15 protein-coding genes are annotated in these 16,659 nt (G+C 70.2%); 8 read left to right on the forward strand and 7 right to left on the reverse strand.

From position 1 onward, the window contains the following. Positions 1–38: 38 nt before the first annotated feature. Positions 39–2,804, forward strand: coding sequence for an ATP-binding protein (locus tag ACIBM5_RS00775; RefSeq protein WP_396004717.1), 2,766 nt, complete (start codon positions 39–41; stop codon positions 2,802–2,804). Between the two features lie 55 nt (positions 2,805–2,859). Here ACIBM5_RS00775 and ACIBM5_RS00780 read toward each other — a convergent pair whose 3' ends face one another. After that, entirely contained in the window at positions 2,860–4,062 is a 1,203-nt protein-coding gene (locus ACIBM5_RS00780; RefSeq protein WP_396004718.1) for a low temperature requirement protein A, read from the reverse strand. Between the two features lie 212 nt (positions 4,063–4,274). Between ACIBM5_RS00780 and ACIBM5_RS00785 the strand changes: the two genes are divergently transcribed. The 5 genes from ACIBM5_RS00785 (at position 4,275) to ACIBM5_RS00805 (ending at position 8,977) form a co-directional block, all read left to right on the forward strand. Further along, complete coding sequence (locus tag ACIBM5_RS00785) at positions 4,275–5,024, forward strand: SDR family oxidoreductase (RefSeq protein WP_396004719.1); 750 nt, start codon at positions 4,275–4,277, stop codon at positions 5,022–5,024. A 116-nt stretch (positions 5,025–5,140) separates the two neighbouring features. After that, the gene (locus tag ACIBM5_RS00790; protein WP_396004720.1) at positions 5,141–5,320 is read left to right on the forward strand and encodes a hypothetical protein; all 180 of its coding nucleotides are present in this window, start codon (positions 5,141–5,143) and stop codon (positions 5,318–5,320) included. Then, on the forward strand, positions 5,317–7,116 hold the full coding sequence (locus ACIBM5_RS00795) for a ferritin-like domain-containing protein (RefSeq protein WP_396004721.1): 1,800 nt from the start codon (positions 5,317–5,319) through the stop codon (positions 7,114–7,116). Before ACIBM5_RS00790 ends, ACIBM5_RS00795 begins: the two co-directional genes overlap by 4 nt. Further along, the gene (locus ACIBM5_RS00800; RefSeq protein ID WP_396004722.1) at positions 7,037–7,546 is read left to right on the forward strand and encodes an alpha/beta fold hydrolase; all 510 of its coding nucleotides are present in this window, start codon (positions 7,037–7,039) and stop codon (positions 7,544–7,546) included. The genes ACIBM5_RS00795 and ACIBM5_RS00800 overlap by 80 nt, the downstream gene beginning before the upstream one ends. A 516-nt stretch (positions 7,547–8,062) precedes the next feature. Further along, positions 8,063–8,977 (forward strand): MBL fold metallo-hydrolase, encoded by a 915-nt coding sequence (locus ACIBM5_RS00805; RefSeq protein ID WP_396004723.1) that lies wholly within the window; start codon positions 8,063–8,065, stop codon positions 8,975–8,977. A 791-nt stretch (positions 8,978–9,768) separates the two neighbouring features. Here the strand turns inward: ACIBM5_RS00805 and ACIBM5_RS00810 are convergent. The 3 genes from ACIBM5_RS00810 to ACIBM5_RS00820 are packed head-to-tail and all read right to left on the reverse strand — an operon-like array spanning position 9,769 to position 11,930. After that, entirely contained in the window at positions 9,769–10,374 is a 606-nt protein-coding gene (locus ACIBM5_RS00810) for an ester cyclase (RefSeq protein ID WP_396004724.1), read from the reverse strand. 31 nt (positions 10,375–10,405) lie between these two features. Then, positions 10,406–11,188 (reverse strand): SDR family NAD(P)-dependent oxidoreductase, encoded by a 783-nt coding sequence (locus ACIBM5_RS00815; RefSeq protein ID WP_396004725.1) that lies wholly within the window; start codon positions 11,186–11,188, stop codon positions 10,406–10,408. 16 nt (positions 11,189–11,204) lie between these two features. Continuing rightward, positions 11,205–11,930: an SDR family oxidoreductase gene (locus tag ACIBM5_RS00820; RefSeq protein WP_396004726.1), complete on the reverse strand. Its 726-nt coding sequence runs from the start codon at positions 11,928–11,930 to the stop codon at positions 11,205–11,207. Positions 11,931–12,031: 101 nt separating this feature from the next. On the opposite strand from ACIBM5_RS00820, the gene ACIBM5_RS00825 reads away from it, so the two are divergent. Then, positions 12,032–12,964 (forward strand): LysR substrate-binding domain-containing protein, encoded by a 933-nt coding sequence (locus tag ACIBM5_RS00825; protein WP_396004727.1) that lies wholly within the window; start codon positions 12,032–12,034, stop codon positions 12,962–12,964. Positions 12,965–13,409: 445 nt separating this feature from the next. Beyond that, on the forward strand, positions 13,410–14,072 hold the full coding sequence (locus ACIBM5_RS00830; protein WP_396004728.1) for an O-methyltransferase: 663 nt from the start codon (positions 13,410–13,412) through the stop codon (positions 14,070–14,072). Here the strand turns inward: ACIBM5_RS00830 and ACIBM5_RS00835 are convergent. From ACIBM5_RS00835 to ACIBM5_RS00845, 3 genes are all read right to left on the reverse strand, one after another. Next, the gene (locus tag ACIBM5_RS00835) at positions 14,050–15,138 is read right to left on the reverse strand and encodes an HAD-IIIC family phosphatase (protein ID WP_396005101.1); all 1,089 of its coding nucleotides are present in this window, start codon (positions 15,136–15,138) and stop codon (positions 14,050–14,052) included. The genes ACIBM5_RS00830 and ACIBM5_RS00835 overlap by 23 nt on opposite strands. Positions 15,139–15,218: 80 nt before the next feature. Then, a complete protein-coding gene (locus ACIBM5_RS00840; RefSeq protein ID WP_396004729.1) occupies positions 15,219–16,325 on the reverse strand; it encodes an acyl-CoA dehydrogenase family protein in 1,107 nt (368 codons plus the stop codon). Next, entirely contained in the window at positions 16,318–16,617 is a 300-nt protein-coding gene (locus tag ACIBM5_RS00845) for an acyl carrier protein (RefSeq protein ID WP_396005102.1), read from the reverse strand. Before ACIBM5_RS00845 ends, ACIBM5_RS00840 begins: the two co-directional genes overlap by 8 nt. Between the last annotated feature and the right edge of the window lie 42 nt (positions 16,618–16,659).

Genomic DNA, 16,659 nt, shown 5'->3' on the forward strand with positions numbered 1-16,659 from the left:
GTTGAACAGGGTCCGGCCCTTGACCTGTGGTGGTGTGGATGTCGAGCAGCGGCACTCCTCGGCGTGCGCTGCGTGGTCGGCATGGCGAGTGCGGGGCGCTGAACCACATGATCGCCGATGCCAAGGCAGGTCGGAGCCAGGTGCTGGTGCTCCGTGGTGAGGCCGGAGTCGGCAAGTCCGCCCTGGTGGAGTACCTGGTGGAGAGCGCGACAGGATGTCAGGTCCTGCGGGCGGTCGGCGTCGAGTCCGAGATGGAGCTGGCCTTCGCCGGACTGCACCAGTTGTGCATGCCGGTGATGGAGCACCTCGATCGGCTTCCCGACCCGCAGCGCGATGCCCTGGCGATCGCGTTCGGTTTGAGCGTGGGGAGCGCGCCGGACCGTTTCATGGTCGGGCTGGCGGTGCTCAGCCTGCTGGCGGAGGTGGCGGAGGAGCAGCCGCTCGTCTGTGTGATCGACGACGCCCAGTGGCTCGACCGGGTCTCCGCGCAGACGTTGGCCTTTGTCGCGCGCCGACTGCTCGCGGAGCGGGTGGTGTTGGTGTTCGCCGTGCGCACATCGAGCCCTGCGGCGGGAGATGATCCGCTGTCGGCTCTGCCGGAGCTCGTCGTGCGGGGTCTGCGCGACGACGACGCACGTGCGCTTTTGGACTCGGTGGTCCCGGGCCGGCTCGACGAGCACGTCCGGGACCGGATCGTCGCCGAGACCCGTGGAAACCCGCTGGCTCTGCTGGAATTGACCAGGGGGCTGACCGCGGCGGAACTGGCCGGCGGGTTCGGGCGTCCGGACGCCCGGCCGCTGGCGAACCAGATCGAGCAAAGCTTTCTGCGGCGCATCGGGTCGCTCCCGGACGAGGCGCAACGGCTGCTGCTGGCGGCGGCCGCCGAGCCGGTGGGGGACGCGCCGTTGTTGAGGCGGGTGGCCGAGCGGCTCGACATCGGGGCGGACGCCGCGGGGGCGGCCGAGGCGGCGGGACTGATCGAGTTCGGTGCGCGGGTGCGGTTTCGCCATCCGCTGGTGCGCTCGGCGGCCTATCGGGCGGCCGACCCCGGAGAACGCCGGGACGTCCACCGTGCGTTGGCCGAGGCGACCGATCCCGGCTTCGACCTGGATCGGCAGGCCTGGCACCGTGCCTACGCGGCGGTCGAACCCGACGAGGCTCTGGCGGTCGATCTGGAGCGCTCGGCCGGCCGGGCCCAGGCCCGCGGCGGGATCGCGGCGGCGGCCGCGTTCCTGAGACGTGCGGCCGAGCTGACGCCCGATCCGGCCGGACGCGGAACGAGGGCGGTGGCCGCGGCGCAGGCCACTTTCGAGTCCGGTGCCCCCGACATGGCACTCGCGCTCCTCGCCGCCACGGAGACGGGTCCGCTGGACGAGGCTCAGCAGGCGCGGCTGGCCCGGCTCCGTGCCCGGATCGTTCTCGCGCGCAGGCGCGGCGGTGAGGCTCTGCCGTTGTTGCTCGACGCGGCCGGCCGGCTGGAGCGCGTCGATGCCGGACAGGCGCGTGAGGCGTACCTGGAAGCCATGGGGTCAGCGGTCTTCGCAGGCCGCCTCGGAGCGCGTGTCGGCGTGCGGGACGTGGCCGAGATCGCCCGCGCCGCGCCGCGCGGACCACGTCCGCCGCGGCCGGCGGACGTACTTCTCGATGGCCTGGCGGCGTGGTTCGTCGAAGGCCGCGTCGTGGGTGCGGCGCTGCTGAATCCCGCGCTGGCGGCGTTTCGACGAGCCGCCGAACGCAACGAGGACGACATCATGCGCTGGCTCTGGCTGTCGTGGCTGGTGGCCGGCGACATGTGGGACGACGAGACCTGGTACGTACTGAGCACACACGCGGTCCGGTCGGCTCGCGAGGTCGGCGCACTCAACTATCTCCCGCTGGCTCTCTCCTACCGCGCCGCCCTACACGTGCACGCCGGAGAGTTCGACGTGGCCGCGACGTTGATCGGCGAGGCCACCACCATCACGGAGGTGACCGGCAACGCGCCGCTCGGCTACGCCATGCTTCTCCTCCTGGCTTGGCGCGGCGAGGATCCCCAAGCGGCGGAGCTGATCGAGGCCGGCGCCCGGCAGGCGACCTCCTGGGGCGAGGGGCGAGCGATCGGCATACGCCACTACTTGCTCGCGGTGCTGTACAACGGCCTCGGCCGGTACGAGGACGCCCTGGCCGGCGCCGAACCGGCGATGGAGTACGAGGACCTGGGGGTCGCCGGATTCTCTTTCTTCGAGCTCATCGAGGCGGGTGCTCGCAGTGGCGCCCACGAGGCGGCCGCGGCGGCCCTGCGCCGACTCGAGGAACGAGCCGAAGCCGACGGCTCGGACTGGGCTCATGGCGTTGTGGCCCGGTCGAGAGCGCTGCTCTGCGAGGGTCCGGCAGCCGACCTGCTGTACCGCGAGGCCATCGAGCGCCTTGGACGCTGCCGGATCGCCGTTCACCTCGCGCGCACCCACCTGGTGTACGGCGAGTGGCTGCGCAGCGAGAATCGTATCCCCGACGCGCGTGAGCACCTGCGCATCGCGTACGAAATGCTGCAGGCTTTCGGAGCGGTTGCCTTCGCCGAGCGTGCCCGTCGTGAACTCCTGGCCACCGGCGAGTCCGTACGGCAACGCGCGGTCGAGGTTCGTGAGGCCCTCACCGCACAGGAGGCCCAGATCGCCCGGCTGGCCGCCGATGGAATGACGAACTCCGAGATAGGCGCGGAGCTGTTCATCAGCGCTCGTACGGTCGAATGGCACCTGCGGAAGGTATTCACCAAGCTCGACGTCAACTCGCGGAAGAAGCTTCGCGGAGCGCTGGCCCAGGGCTGACGGCCGAGCCGCGCGAGCCGCTCGGACCGCGGCATACCCCCCGTGGGGCCGGCGGTCAGCAGTGCCGGGCCACGGCGGGGAACGTGACGACGACCATGGCGACGCCGACGGCCGCCAGCGCGGCCACGACGGCGGTCACCCCGAAACGCGAAGCCGCCAACGGCAGGAGCAGGACGGTCGCCACGCCGACCAGCACCGCCCGGGGACGCATGACGTGCTCGGTCACCAGGGGCGTGTGGATCAGCCGCAGCAGCACGACGAAGACGGCGGTTGGCAGGGCGACGGAATAGCAGATCGCGAGGGGTGACGCGGCGAGCCGGTGACCGGTCTGCTCGACCGCGACCTCCAGGCCCGCGCCGAGAGCCGCGAGCGCGGCGAAGACGCCGTAGTGCCCGTAGCCCCAGAGGAAGGAAATCTCGCGGCGGTCGCTGAGCCCTTGACCCGCGGGGAGCAGGAAGTACAGCCACCACAAGGCGAACAGCAGGACGAGGCCGGAGGCCGCGATGACGATGAGCGAGCCGCCGACCTCGGTGCCTTCCAGCGCGGCGCGGACCCCGTTGGACACCGCCAGCACGCTCTCGCCGAACAGGATGAGCGTGAACAGGCCGTGCCGTTCCGCGATGTGGTGCGGGTGCCAGGTGGTGTGGCCGGCGCGCTCCGCCCACCACGGCACCGCGAGTTCCAAGGCCGCCAAGGCGAGGAAGGACGCGATTCCGGTGGGGGACGGCAGCGTGTGCGTTTCGGCGAGGACCAGGCGCAGGAGCCAGCCCGCTTCCAGGAGGGTGAGGCCGGCGGCGTACCGCAGTGCGGTGCGGCGGCCGGCGGGGTGCTCGACGGCGGCGCGCAGCCATTGCGCGACGAGCGCGATGCGCGTGATGAGGTAGCCGATCGTGATGAGCCGGAAGTCCGAGTCGGCGCCCGTGGGCGGCACCCCCGCGGCGAGGACCACCACACCTGCCATCTGCACCATCGTCAGCAGCCGGTAGGCGATGTCGTCGATGTCGTACGACGACGCGAACCAGGTGAAATTCATCCATGCCCACCACACCGCGAAGAAGACCTGAAGAAACGGCACGAGCGCGCTCAGCGCGTGCCCGGCGGTGATCTGGTGCGCGTACTGCGCGGTGACGGCGGCGACCGCGACCACGAAGGTGAGGTCGAAGAGCAGTTCGAGCGGGCTCGCGGTGCGGTGCGGTTCGTCGATCGCGCGTGCGGTCATCCGTATCCGTATCCGGTAGCCGGTGACGACTGGGGGCATGGTCCTGCTCCTTCGCGCTTGCGAGTCCGCTCGGGTGAGTCCGGTTGCCGACAAGCAAGACCGGGCAGCCCACGCGGATGTGACACGGGTGCCGGCGGTTCGGCACCCGGTAGAGATCTCGGTGGTCCGGATCTGTCACATCCGTACGGGGTGCCCGGTCTTAGCTGTCGTCCGGGTGGCGACGAGGTCCCCGGGAACAGGGAGGATCCGACATGAAGATCGTGGTCATCGGTGGTACCGGCCTGATCGGTTCGAAGGTCGTCGGCAAGTTGGGCGAGCACGGGCACGAGGCGGTCGCGGCGGCGCCGAACACCGGGGTGAACACCCTCACCGGGGAGGGGCTGGCCGAGGTGATGAAGGGCGCGAACGTCGTCGTCGACGTGTCGAACTCACCGTCGTTCGAGGACGACGCGGTGTTGGACTTCTTCACCACCTCCACCCGCAACCTGCTGGCCGCCGAGAAGGAGGCGGGCGTGGGTCACCACGTGGTGCTGTCGGTGGTGGGCAGCGAACGTCGACCCGACATCGGCTACTTCCGCGCGAAGATCGCCCAGGAGCAACTCGTCAAGGAATCGACGATCCCGTTCTCGATCGTGCACGCGACGCAGTTCTACGAGTTCGGCCGGCGGATCGCGGACGAGGCGACGACGGGCAACGAGGTGCACATCGCGCCGGTCGCCTTTCAACCGGTCGCCGGCGACGACGTCGCGCGCTTGGTGGGCCGGACCGCGGTGGGCACACCGCGCAACGCGATGGTCGAGATCGCCGGCCCGAACCGGTACCGGATGGACGAGTTCTTCCGGAAGGCCCTGGCCGCGTGGGGCGACCCGCGTGAGGTGGTCACCGACGCGCAGGCGCACTACTTCGGCGCGGTGCCCGACGAGCTCACGCTCGTTCCGGCCGACGGTGCCGTCCTCGCCGAGATCAGCTACAAGGACTGGCTGCAGCGGGCCGGCGTCTAGCACGCGGCACACCCGTACGGCGCCTCGGCCGATGCGGCGGAGCCGCCTGCGCGCCGCATCGGCCGAGTTCCATCGGAACACGAGACGACGACCCGATCCATCCGTGGAGGCGAAAGATGACCCCCGTCACCGGCGACGACGCAGACGACGACTTCGACCTGGGAATGAAGATGGCACTCGGTGGCCTGATCGGGGCACTTTTCGACGGCGGGGAGCCGGCGCGGGACCGGCTTTCCCCCGAGCCGTCCGCACCGGTGGAAACCGACCCGACGACCCGCGAAACGGGGGAGCTGTGAACCATTCGACACGGCGGCGCCCCGACGACATCTCCGCGGTGCCGCAGATCGCCACACTCGACGATCTGCGTGAACACCTGCAGTGGGCAATCGAGTTGGAGCACGCAACCCTGCCGCAGTACCTGTGCGCGCTGTACTCGCTGGAGCGGGAGCGAAACCCCGATGCCGTCCGGGCGGTGACCGGTGTCTTCGTCGAAGAGATGCTGCACCTGGCACTGGTCGCCAACCTGCTCAACGCGGTGGGCGGTCGGCCGGAGCTGGACACGCCGCGGATGTTGCCGCGCCACCCGCGACGCCTGCCGCACGGCGACCCGTCGCTGGAACTGTCGTTGCTCCCGTTCGGGCCCGCGGCGCTCGACCAGTTCCTCCGACTGGAGCAGCCCGCGCCGCCGGACGCGCCGGCACAGTCGGACCGATACGCGACGATCGGTCAGTTCTATGCCGCGATCGAGGAAGGACTGCGCGAACTGTGCGCCCGGCTCGGCGAAGCGGAGGTCTTCCGCGGCGATCGCACCCGTCAGGTGCGGGACTGCCATTTCCGGTACACCGCCGGCCGACTGGTCGAAGTCACCGATCTGGCGTCGGCATCGGCCGCATTGGAAGAGATCGTCGAGCAGGGCGAGGGCCTGCTGCGCGGCCAGGTATGGGACGGCGACCGCGACGTTCACCACCCCGAGCGGGAAGAGGTGGCGCACTACTACCGCTTCCGGGAGCTCCGGGCCGGCCGCCGCTACCGGCGCGGCGACACGCCGCAGTCCGGGCCGACCGGCGAACCGCTGCGCGTGGATCCCGGAGGCATCCGCCGGATGCGGCCCAACCCGCGCCTCGACGACCACCTGCCGGGCAGCCCGATCCGTGTGGCGCAGGACGAGTTCAACCGCACGTATTGCGTCCTCCTGCATCAGCTGGAGGAGGCGTTCGACGGCAGCCCGCGGTTGTTCCCGGTCGCCACGGGCACCATGTACCGCCTGCGGATGCACGCCGAGGCCCTGATGGCGATGCCGGACGGAGTGGACACGACGGCCGGACCGACGTTCGACTACGTCCCGCCCGAGCTGCGCGGTCGACCTCCGAGCCATGGACGGAGAATCGTCGTGCTTCCCGACGGCCCCTACCTCGTGCACGGCGGCACCGCGCTGCGCCGCAAGACCAAGATCGTCTCCCCGGAGAACCAGGACGCCCTGACCTGGAAGACGGGCGCCGACCTGGAGACCGAACCCACATACGCCCTGTGCCGGTGCGGCCACTCCCACACGAAGCCGTTCTGCGACGGAACCCACGCCCACATCGGGTTCGACGGTACCGAGAACGCCACCGTCACGCCCTACCGCGAACTTCGGCATGTCCACGACGGCATCGGCATCTCGCTACAGCGTGTCGGCGAACTGTGCGTCCACGCCGCGTTCTGCGTCGGTGCCACGCGGCCGATCGCCAAGATGCTCGATGACACCGACGACCCCGATGTGCGGTCGAACATCATGGGGCGGGTCGACCACTGCCCCTCCGGTTCCTACACCTACGCCCTGGAGCGCGGTGGCGAAACCATCGAGGTCGACCTGCCGCAGGCCGTCTCGGTCCTCGAGGAAGAGGACGGCCTGGCCGGCCCGCTGTGGGTCACGGGGGGAGTCCCGGTGCTTCGCGCGGACGGCAGGTTCCTGGAAACCCGCAACCGGACGACGTTGTGCCGGTGCGGCCACTCCTCCACCAAACCACTGTGTGACGGCACCCATCGCACGATCGGCTTCCGCGAGGAACCGGACGCTGCACACGCCTCGAAGGAAGGGAAGACACCGTGACCGACCACATCCTCGAACCCGCAGCCCAGGAGATTGCCGACGCCACGGCCAAGCCCCCCCTTCCTCTACCGGCTGGGACCGGAGGGGGCCCGCAAGGTTCCGGATAGCCGCGGACCGGTACCACCACCAGTTCTGCGCCGACCTGCAGGCAGACGAGGCGGCCCTGATGGCAGCGACCCAACGCCCGGTCACCGAGCGGGCGCTGACCGACGGGCTGACGGGCGAACCGGCGTGGCGGACCATCCCGTCGTGGTTCGTATTCGGCGGCCAGGACCTCAACATCCCGGCCGACGCGGTGCGTTTCATGGCCGAACGTGCCTCCTCGCGCGGGACCCGCGTGGTCTCCGACGCCTCGCACGCGATCGCGGCGAGTCGACCCGAAGAGGTGGTTGCCACGATTGTTGACGCGGTCGGCGAGGGGCAGGGCTGAGCTTCGAGCCGGGACGTGCCGCGCGGGAAATCTCCCGCGGCTGTTCGCGGCGCGTGAGTGTTCGCCGTCGGCGGTGAGCAACAGGCCCACGTGGCCCAGGGCTTCGCGGGGGAGGAGGGTGCATGCCCCGGTGAACGACAAGCGTGGGTGGACGTGGTGGCCGGCGACGGGGTGGTGGGTTGCACCTGCTAGGCAGGTGTATGCGGCACGGCAGACGATGCCGACCTTGGCGGCGAGGTACGTCTTCTCGATGGCGGAGGGCCGGAGCCGCTCCGGAAGATGAGCAATCCAGGACGCACAAGAAAGGCACTGACGTGCGGAAATGTGATCCATGTGGCCGCTTCGGGAAGTCACTTGGGTCAATCCTCGGCACGATCGGGCGAAGGTATGGCGCGACGAGGGAGCAAGGACGGCTGTCACAAACCAAACTGCCGTCCGGTCATAGGGGGCGACTGGACGGTGTGCTCCAAGGCGCCGTCGATGTCCTCGGTCCACGCGCTTCAAGAGGAGAACATCATGAGCCAAGTCCACCTCGCACACTCCCATGCACCGGGGCATGACGACCTGGTTCCGTCGCGCTACCCGCTGAAGGTCGGCGACATCGACGTGACGGTGATCAGCGACGGCGTGCTGCCGATCACCACCACGACGCTGGCCACCAACGCCGCCGAGGAGGAACTGGCGGCCTGGCTCGGTGACATGTTCCTGCCGCCGGAGGTGTGCAACTGGCCGCTGAACGTCGCCGTGGTGCGCAGCGGTGACCGGACCATCCTCGTCGATGCCGGGCTGGGGACGGAGTTTCCCGGCTTCCCGCGCGCCGGACAGCTGGCCATGCGACTGGACGCCGCCGGGATCGATCCCGCGTCCGTGACCGACGTGGTGCTCACCCACCTGCACATGGACCACATCGGCGGGCTGCTCGTCGAGGGGCTGAGGGGCCGGCTGCGCCGGGACCTGCACGTCCACCTGGCGGCGGCCGAGGCCGAGTTCTGGGACGCGCCCGACTTCTCCCACACCGTCATGCCGACACCGGTGCCGGGCGTGCTGCGCAAGACCGCCGCGCAGTTCCTGGACGTGTACCGCAGCCAGTTGCGGCCGTTCGAGACGGAGTACGAGGTGGCGCCGGGAGTGGTGATGCAGCGCACCGGCGGGCACACCCCGGGCCACAGCATCATCCGCCTGGAGTCCGGCGGCGACCGGCTGACGTTCGCCGGCGACGCCGTGTTCCAGACCGGGTTCGACAAGCCCGACTGGCACAACGGCTTCGACCACGACCCCGAAAAAGCGGCCCGCGTCCGGTTCGGTCTCCTGACGGAGCTGGCGGCGAACGGCGGGCAACTGCTGGCCGCGCACCTGCCGTTCCCGTCCGCCTGCCACGTGGCGATCGCCGGCAACGCCTTCCGTTTCGTACCGGCCGTCTGGGACTTCTGACCGCACTTCGGCCGACGCCGACGCGTGGGCAGCACGCGAGAGGCCGGCCCTGACATGTAGCCCTGGTGGTCAAGGGAGCAGGGCGGAGCGGTGTCCACTCGACATCCCTACGGGCACCGCTCCGGGAACCCCGGTCGGGTCTCATCGGGACTGGTCACCAGGGGCGTCATCCCCGACTTCGAGAACCGACCCGAGGGAGAGACGGAGCCGACCCCGGCCGGAAACCCGGCCGACTTCCATCGCTGCCCGACCCCCGTCGCCCGCGACCTCGTATGGGGCCGCCATCGGTGGATTGCCATGGTGCCGGCCCGATACGGGCCCCGCGCGCGACTTGACGGATACCGGACTCGGCAGGATCGGGACGACAACGGCACCCGAGAGGCGATCGGCTCCATTCGCCGGCGGTGTGGGAGTGGACGTGGCGCATTCCACGACATCGGGGACGATATCCCGGCCCGGCAGGGGACCCCACTGGCCGGCCCGTTCCTCCCGGGCTCGGCGGACCAGCCGGCCAACGTGTCACGCGGTGGCGGAGGTGGACGACAGTGCGGGGGTGGGCATGCGCGCGGCGGGCGATTCGCCTCGTCGAGTGTGTGCCGAACGGATTGTGCCGATGGTCGCCGGGGCGAGCGGAGAGCGCCCCGGCGACGGTATGGCCGGTGACCGGCGGCCCGGCCGTCGACGTCGAGGCCGAGAGTCGGACGGCCGGGGCGGGGAGCAGGCGACCGTCACGAACGCCGTGGTGCCGACGGCGAACGCGGCCCATGGGAGGGCGTGCAGGACGGTGGATATCAGTTGTCGACGCCGAGTTGACTCATCAGGGTCTGGTTGTCCTCGATGTGCCAGTCCTCGATGATCTTGTCGGTTCCGACGCGCTGGATGTCGATGGCGTTGAAATCGACGCTCTGGCCCTTGCCCCGGACCCCGTTGAAGGTGCCGGTGAAGTGACCGCGGAAGACCAGCCGGGCGGTGATCTTGTCGCCGGTGACCAGTACGTCGGACAACTCGCAGGTCAGGTCCGGCACGGCGGCGCGGAAGTTCGCCGAGGCGAAGATCGGGCCGGCGGGACCCTGCGGGCGGCCGGTGGGCAGTGTGTTGTCCTTGAATCGGGGGCTGACGGCGGCATCCAGGTACTTCTGCTGCCCGGTGTTCCAGAAGGTGTACAGCTGCTGGGCCAGGCGCACCTGCTGGGCGGCCCTGCGTTCGCCGATCGAGCGGTCGACGGTCAGCGTCTCGGGTTGGACCAGGTCGGGCGAGCGGTCGATCAGGCGCTGCGGCCAGGAACGTGAGGAACGGGTGCCGTGGTCGTGAGCGGAGGCGACCGCGACGGTGCCGCCCGCCAGACCGGCGACCGAGGCGGCGACGGCGACGGCGCGGATCAGGGTGCGAGAATGCATGAGAGTACTCCTGGGAAGAGATGAGGGAAGGTCAGAGCTGACGCAGAGCGCCGCCGTCGACGGCCCATTCCGCGCCGGTGATCTGGCGGGCCGGCGGGGAGAGCAGGTACGTGATGACGCGGGCGACGTCTTCCGGGGCGCCCAGTCGAGCGGTGGGCAGCCGCCGGACCTCCCGTACGAAATGGTCGATCGCGGCGTCCGGCGGTAGGCCGAACCGTTCGCCGAGCTGGTCGGCGAACCCGCCCGGGGCATCCCACAACCGGGTGCGGGTGGGGCCCGGCGAGACCACGTTGGAGCGCACGCCGCGCGGGCCGAACTCCACCGCGAGCGTTTTGGAGACCGAGAGCAGGGCCGTCTTCGCCGCCGCGTAGTCCACGAGCGGTGCATCCGGCAGTCGGGCCGCCTCGCTGGTGACGTGGACGAGGGAGCCGCCACGCTCCAGCAGCGCGGGCAGGGCGGCTTTGGTCATCCGGACGGCGGAGTGGAGGTTGAGGTCGAAGGTCCGGTGCCACTGCTCGTCGGTGACGTCGAGGAAACCGGTCCGGGCCTGCAATCCCCCGAGGTTGTTGACCAGTCCGTCGAGCCGCCCGTGCCGGGCGAGCACCTCGCTCACGACGCGCTCGGCGGCATGCGGGAGGGTCAGGTCGGCGGCCAGGCCCGTGGTGTGCGGGCCCGATTCCTCGGCGTCGCCCGGGTGGCGGGCCACGCCGACGACGGTGGCGCCCTCGGCGTCGAGCAGCCGTGCCGTGGCCGCGCCGATCCCCGCGGAGGCTCCGGTGACGAGGAAGACCTTGCCGTTCAGGTGCAGATCCATCAGTGTTGCCCTCCCCTCAGGCGAGTCGGCCGCCGCCGTCGACGTGCAGCACGCTGCCGGTGACGTAGGGGCTGGTGACGGCGAACAGCACCGCCTTGATCAGGTCGTCCGGAGTGCCCACCCGACGGGCCGGGTTGCGCTCGGCGATGGAGCGAAGGAACGCCTCCTTGTCGGCACCGAGTCCGTCCCAGGAGCCGGTGTCGACGATGCCGGGGGAGATGGCGTTGACCCGCACCGGGGCGATCTCCACGGCGAGAGCTTGGACCAGGAAGGCCAGCGCCCCGTTGGTGGTCGCCATCACGGTCCGGGCCGGGGCTGGACGCCAGGCCGCCACGCCGGAGAAGAAGGTGAACGAGCCGCCCTCGCGCACCCCGTCGGTCAGGTGTTTGGCGAGCAACAGCGGACCGATCACCTTGGCGGCGAAGGCACGCTGTACGTCGGCGAGTTCGAGCTCGGCGAGTGGGCCGTTGGCGGGCATCGCGGCGGTCGAGACCAGGTGGTCGAAGCTGCCGACCTTCCGGGCGAGGGCGGCGATCGTGGTCTCCTCGGCAAGGTCGACCGGAACCACGTCGGCCCGGCCCGACAGTTCGCCGGCAGTCCATTCCAGCTTGCGCGAGTCGGGACCGGCGAGCACCAGGTCTGCGCCGGCCGCCGAGACGGCCCGAGCCAGCAGGCGTCCGGTGCGTGAACCGGCGCCCACGACGACCAGGCGCTGCCCGGTGAGATCAGCGGAAGTTGTCATATTCGGCTCCAAGGGAGAGGTGGTGGGCTTGTTTCGACCCTCTCCCCTCGACGGCCCATGAGTCCAAGGCTTGTTTTCTCTGCCTGCGATAACATTTGTTCATGGCGACGTTGCGGCAGCTCGAATACCTGGTCACGGTGGTCGACACCGGCTCGTTCACACAGGCGGCCGAACAACTGCACGTGACGCAGCCGGCCCTGTCCCACCAGATCCGTGCGCTGGAGAGCTCGCTCGGTGGTCCGCTGCTGGAACGCCTGCCACGTGCGATCAGGCCCACACCGATGGGCCGCGCCGTCCTGCCGCACGCCCGCGCCGCACTCGCCGAGGCGCGACGCCTGCACACGGCGGCGCGGCGGACGGCCGGCCTGGAGGGCGGCGAGCTGGAGGTCGCCACCGTCTACTCCGTCAGCCTGGGCATCCTGCCGCCGGTCCTACGGGCCTGGCGCCGACAGCACCCGGGCGTGCGGATCCGGCTCCGCGAATTCGCGCACGCCGACCGGTTGCAAGCGGCGATGGCGGCAGGGCAGGCCGACCTGGCCGTCGGCCCGTCCCCGGCAGGCTGGGAGGGCCCGGTCCGCGACCTGGGCGTCGAGGAGTTCGTCATCGTGCTGCCCGGTGACGACCCGCTCGCCGGCGAACCGCCGGGGCCATTGGCACTGGTCGAGCTGGCCGACCGTGCGTGGGTGCGCTACGCCCCCGCCAACGGGCTCGCCGACATCCTGGACCAGGCCTGCCACCAGGCGGGTTTCTCTCCCGGGACCGCCGTCCACGCCGAACAGACCTCTGCCGCACCGCTGCTCGCCGCCGCCGGGCTCGGCCCGGCCCTCGTTCCGGCCAACATCGTCCCTCCGGACTTCGACGGCTTGCTGCGACCGCCGGACCCGCCGATCCGCCGCACCCTCACCGCGTACACCCGCACCCGTCCGGACCTGCTGACCACCACGTTCGCGGACCTGCTCGCCTCCCAGGCATGCGTCGTCCCGGCCCACATCCGGGCGCTTGCCGCAGTACCCGACTCCGCTCCGTCACACTGACGAAGGGCCGGGCCGACCGAAGCAATCGCCACCGCCCGCACCGGCCGGCCCTCGCCGGTCGCGCCCCGCTCCTGCGGTGTCGCCGTTTCATTGGCGGCGCAAACAAGGCCAGGTGTACGTCGCGTTCGTCCACGACGTGTACTCGCGGATGATCGTGGGCCGGCGGCTCGCGGAACATCTGCGGACCGAACTCCCGCTCGATGCACTGGCGCTGGGACGCCGCCGGAACAAGAAGGACTCCGGCCCGGTCCATGTCGGCTGGTGTGCCGACACCGCCGCCGTGTTGCCGACAGCGCCGTGTCTCGGCCTCGGGTGTCCGGAAATGGGCTTCCTTCAGCGACTACGTTTGAGGTCCACGTGTGGAACGGATTCGTAGTCGTACGTTGAATTGGACCGTCTCGGGCGTCTATTGAATTATGGTCGGAGCGTCGTCTAGGGTTTCGGTATGGCGGATCAAATTGCGGCCGGGCCGGAACTTCTGGGGTATGTCAGAGAGTTCTCGCTTCGGGAGGACGAGATTCTGCGTGATCTGCGGCTGACGAGCGCAGAGCTGCCTGGCGGGGAAACGATGCAGGTCATGCCCGAGGAAGGGCAGTTCCTCGCGATGTTGGTCGCGGCGACCGGCGCTGCGGAGGTGCTGGAACTCGGTACCTTCACGGGGTACAGCACCCTGTGTATGGCGCGGGCGCTTCCCCCGCACGGGCGATTGGTCACCTGTGACATCAGTGCGCGGTGGCCCGAGATCGGTTCCGAGTATTGGCGCCGGGCGGGAGTTTTCGACCGCATCGATGTCCGTATCGGAGTGGCGATGGAAACGCTGGGGGTAATGATCTCGGAGGGCTGTTCGGGGAAATTCGGCCTCGTTTTCATCGATGCCGACAAGCGGAACTACCCGGGGTATTACGAGCTTTGCCTGCGCCTTGTGCGGCCGGGTGGATTGTTGGTGCTGGACAATACGCTTTTCTTCGGTCGGGTCGTCGACCCCCTCGCGGTGGACGCGGACACCGTCGGGGTTCGGGAGGTCAACGCCAGGATTCGGGACGACCGGCGGGTGGACATCTGCATGCTTCCCGTGGCCGACGGCGTCACCCTGGTCCGTCGGCGCTGACCACGAGATCCGGAGCGATCAGCCGGACCGTCTCCGACCGCGGGCGCCGTTCGGCAACGAGGTGCAGGACCTGGACATCACTGTCGGAACCCGGCTCGCCCGCCGGGCCCCGGCAGTCGCACGGTTGTTCGTCGAAACCGGCGAACCGGTAGGCGATCTCCATCATGCGATTGCGATCGGTGGCGCGAAAGTCCGCCAGCAGGTGTACACCGGCCCGAGCCGCCTGGTCGGCCAACCAGTTCAGGATGATCGTGCCCACGCCGAACGCCACCACGCGGCACGACGTGGCGAGCAGCTTGAGATGCCACGCACGCGGATGCTTTCGGAGCAGCAGTACACCCACCGCACCGTGCGGTCCGAAGCGGTCGGTGAGCGTGGTGACCAGGACTTCGTGGCAGGCGTCGTCGAGAAGAGCGCGCAGCGCGGCGTCCGGATAGTGCACCCCGGTGGCGTTCATCTGACTGGTGCGCAACGTCAACTCCTCGACCCGGGACAGCTCGTCCTCCGTGGCCCGACCCAGATGCATCACCATCTCCAGCGAGCGCAGGAAGTCGTCGTGCGAGCCGGTGAAGCGTGCCTGCTCGTCGGTGCGTCGGACCCCGGCCCGGTACATCGTCCGGCGGCGGCGTGCGTCGACGGTCACCGACCTCGGGCTGAACTCGGGCCGGTCGAGCAGCGTCGCGGCGTCCTCCGCCCGATAGCAGCGCACGTCCGGGAGGTGGTGGGCGACCTCGGCCCGCTCGGCCGGTTGGTCGTCGATGAAGGCGATCGTGGACGTCGCGAAGCCCAGCCGCTCGGCGATCCGCCGGACCCCGTCCGACTTGCGCCCCCAACCGATCTCCGGCACGACGAACCACTCGGTCATGCCCAGGGCCTGCAATCGGGCCCAGGCCGGGTCGTGATCGTTGCGGCTGCACACCGACTGCAGGATGCCGCGTGCGTCCAGGCCGGCGACGACCTCGCGGATCGCCGGGAACGGGTCGACGGTCTCGTCCTCCGACAACGTGCCGCGCCACAGCGTGTTGTCCAGGTCCCAGACCAGGCACTTGACCAGGGCGGGCGGGATCGCCCGGGCGGGGGCGCGCGTGTTCGGCCCCCCGTCGCGAGGTTCGGCGTCGCGAGGTTCCTCGGCGGCCACGGTCGTGTTCACTGCCGACCCAGCACATGGTCGGCCAGCATCAGCTGGCACATTTCGTTGCTGCCCTCGATGATCTCCATGAGCTTGGCGTCGCGGTATGCCCGTGCGACGACGTGGCCGTCCCGCACACCCGCCGACGCGAGGACCTGCACCGCCGCTGCGGCGCCCTTGACCGCGTACTCCGCACCGACGTATTTCGCCAGCACGACGGCGGCGGCCAGGTCGGCGGCATGCTCGTCCCAACAGCGACTCGCGTACTCGCAAACCCGGGTCGCGACCTGTTCCGCAGTCCACAGCTCGGCCAAGTGCCGTGCGACCAGCTGGTGTTGTGCCAGCGGCCGACCGAACTGCTCCCGGGACAGCGCGTGCTCGACGGCCGCCTTCACACAGGCCCGCAGGATGCCGACACATCCCCAGGCGACGGAGATCCGCCCATAGGCCAGAGCGGTCGTCACGAGCAGGGGCAGCGGTTGGCGCCCACCGCCCAGCAGGCTGTCGAGTGGCAACCGGACCCCGTCGAGCCGGACTTCCGCGTGTCCGGCCGCCCGACAGCCCAGCGGGTCGGCCACCCGGGAGACCCGGACCCCGGGGGCGTTTCGGGGAACGACCACCACGGCGCCGCCGTCCCCCATCCGGGCGACGACCAGGATGAGGTCGGCGTGGTCGGCCGCTGTGACCCACTTCTTGTCGCCGGTGAGCAGGACGGTGTCTCCGTCGACCGTGACGGTGGTTGCGACGGCCGACAGGTCGCTGCCCGCCCGGGGTTCGCTGAAGGCCATCGCCGCCGTGTCGCCCGACGCCAGTCGAGGCAGCAGTTCCGCGGCCTGCGCCGGATCACCGAGCCGTTCCACGGTCCATGCGGCCATGCCCTGCGAGGTCAGTACGCTGCGCAACGAACCGCACAGGCTGCCCACATGCGCGGTGAATTCGCCGCCGTCCGCGCTCGTCCACCCCAACCCGCCGTATTCTTCCGGGACCTGTCCGGTAAGCAAACCGGCCGCGCCGAGCTTGCGGACGACGTCGTCGGGGAGTCGGCCCGCGCGATCCCAGTCGGCCGCCCGATCACCGACCAGTTCGGTGACCGCCGCGGTCGCGGCGGCGACGGTCTCACGCACCGGGACCCCCGAGGGCCGACTGCCGGAGCCGGTCGACCAGTTCGGCCATCCGCACCACCGTGCGGAAGTTGTCCATGCGCAGGTCGGCGCCGCGGATGGCGATGTCGTACGTCCGCTCCAGATACACCACCAGTTCCATGGCGAAGAGCGAGGACAGGCCCCCGGGACCGAAGACGTCCGCGTCGATCGTCCACTCCCGGCCCGTGTGCCGGGCCAGGAACCGCAGCAGTTCCGCCTCGATGCCGTCCGCGCCCGGAACGGGCTCCGGAGCCGCCGGATCAGGCGACTCCAACGTCTCGGACGACCCCAACGACTCGGAGGACTCCGACGACTC

The sequence above is a fragment of the Embleya sp. NPDC050493 genome, assembly GCF_044458105.1.
Lineage (GTDB): Bacteria > Actinomycetota > Actinomycetes > Streptomycetales > Streptomycetaceae > Embleya.

Coding starts and splice junctions, on each gene's coding strand:
- ACIBM5_RS00775 (WP_396004717.1), top strand. CDS start 39: ATGTCGAGCAGCGGCACTCCTCGGCGTGCGCTGCGTGGTCGGCATGGC.
- ACIBM5_RS00780 (WP_396004718.1), bottom strand. CDS start 4,062: ATGCCCCCAGTCGTCACCGGCTACCGGATACGGATACGGATGACCGCA.
- ACIBM5_RS00785 (WP_396004719.1), top strand. CDS start 4,275: ATGAAGATCGTGGTCATCGGTGGTACCGGCCTGATCGGTTCGAAGGTC.
- ACIBM5_RS00790 (WP_396004720.1), top strand. CDS start 5,141: ATGACCCCCGTCACCGGCGACGACGCAGACGACGACTTCGACCTGGGA.
- ACIBM5_RS00805 (WP_396004723.1), top strand. CDS start 8,063: ATGAGCCAAGTCCACCTCGCACACTCCCATGCACCGGGGCATGACGAC.
- ACIBM5_RS00810 (WP_396004724.1), bottom strand. CDS start 10,374: ATGCATTCTCGCACCCTGATCCGCGCCGTCGCCGTCGCCGCCTCGGTC.
- ACIBM5_RS00815 (WP_396004725.1), bottom strand. CDS start 11,188: ATGGATCTGCACCTGAACGGCAAGGTCTTCCTCGTCACCGGAGCCTCC.
- ACIBM5_RS00820 (WP_396004726.1), bottom strand. CDS start 11,930: ATGACAACTTCCGCTGATCTCACCGGGCAGCGCCTGGTCGTCGTGGGC.
- ACIBM5_RS00825 (WP_396004727.1), top strand. CDS start 12,032: ATGGCGACGTTGCGGCAGCTCGAATACCTGGTCACGGTGGTCGACACC.
- ACIBM5_RS00830 (WP_396004728.1), top strand. CDS start 13,410: ATGGCGGATCAAATTGCGGCCGGGCCGGAACTTCTGGGGTATGTCAGA.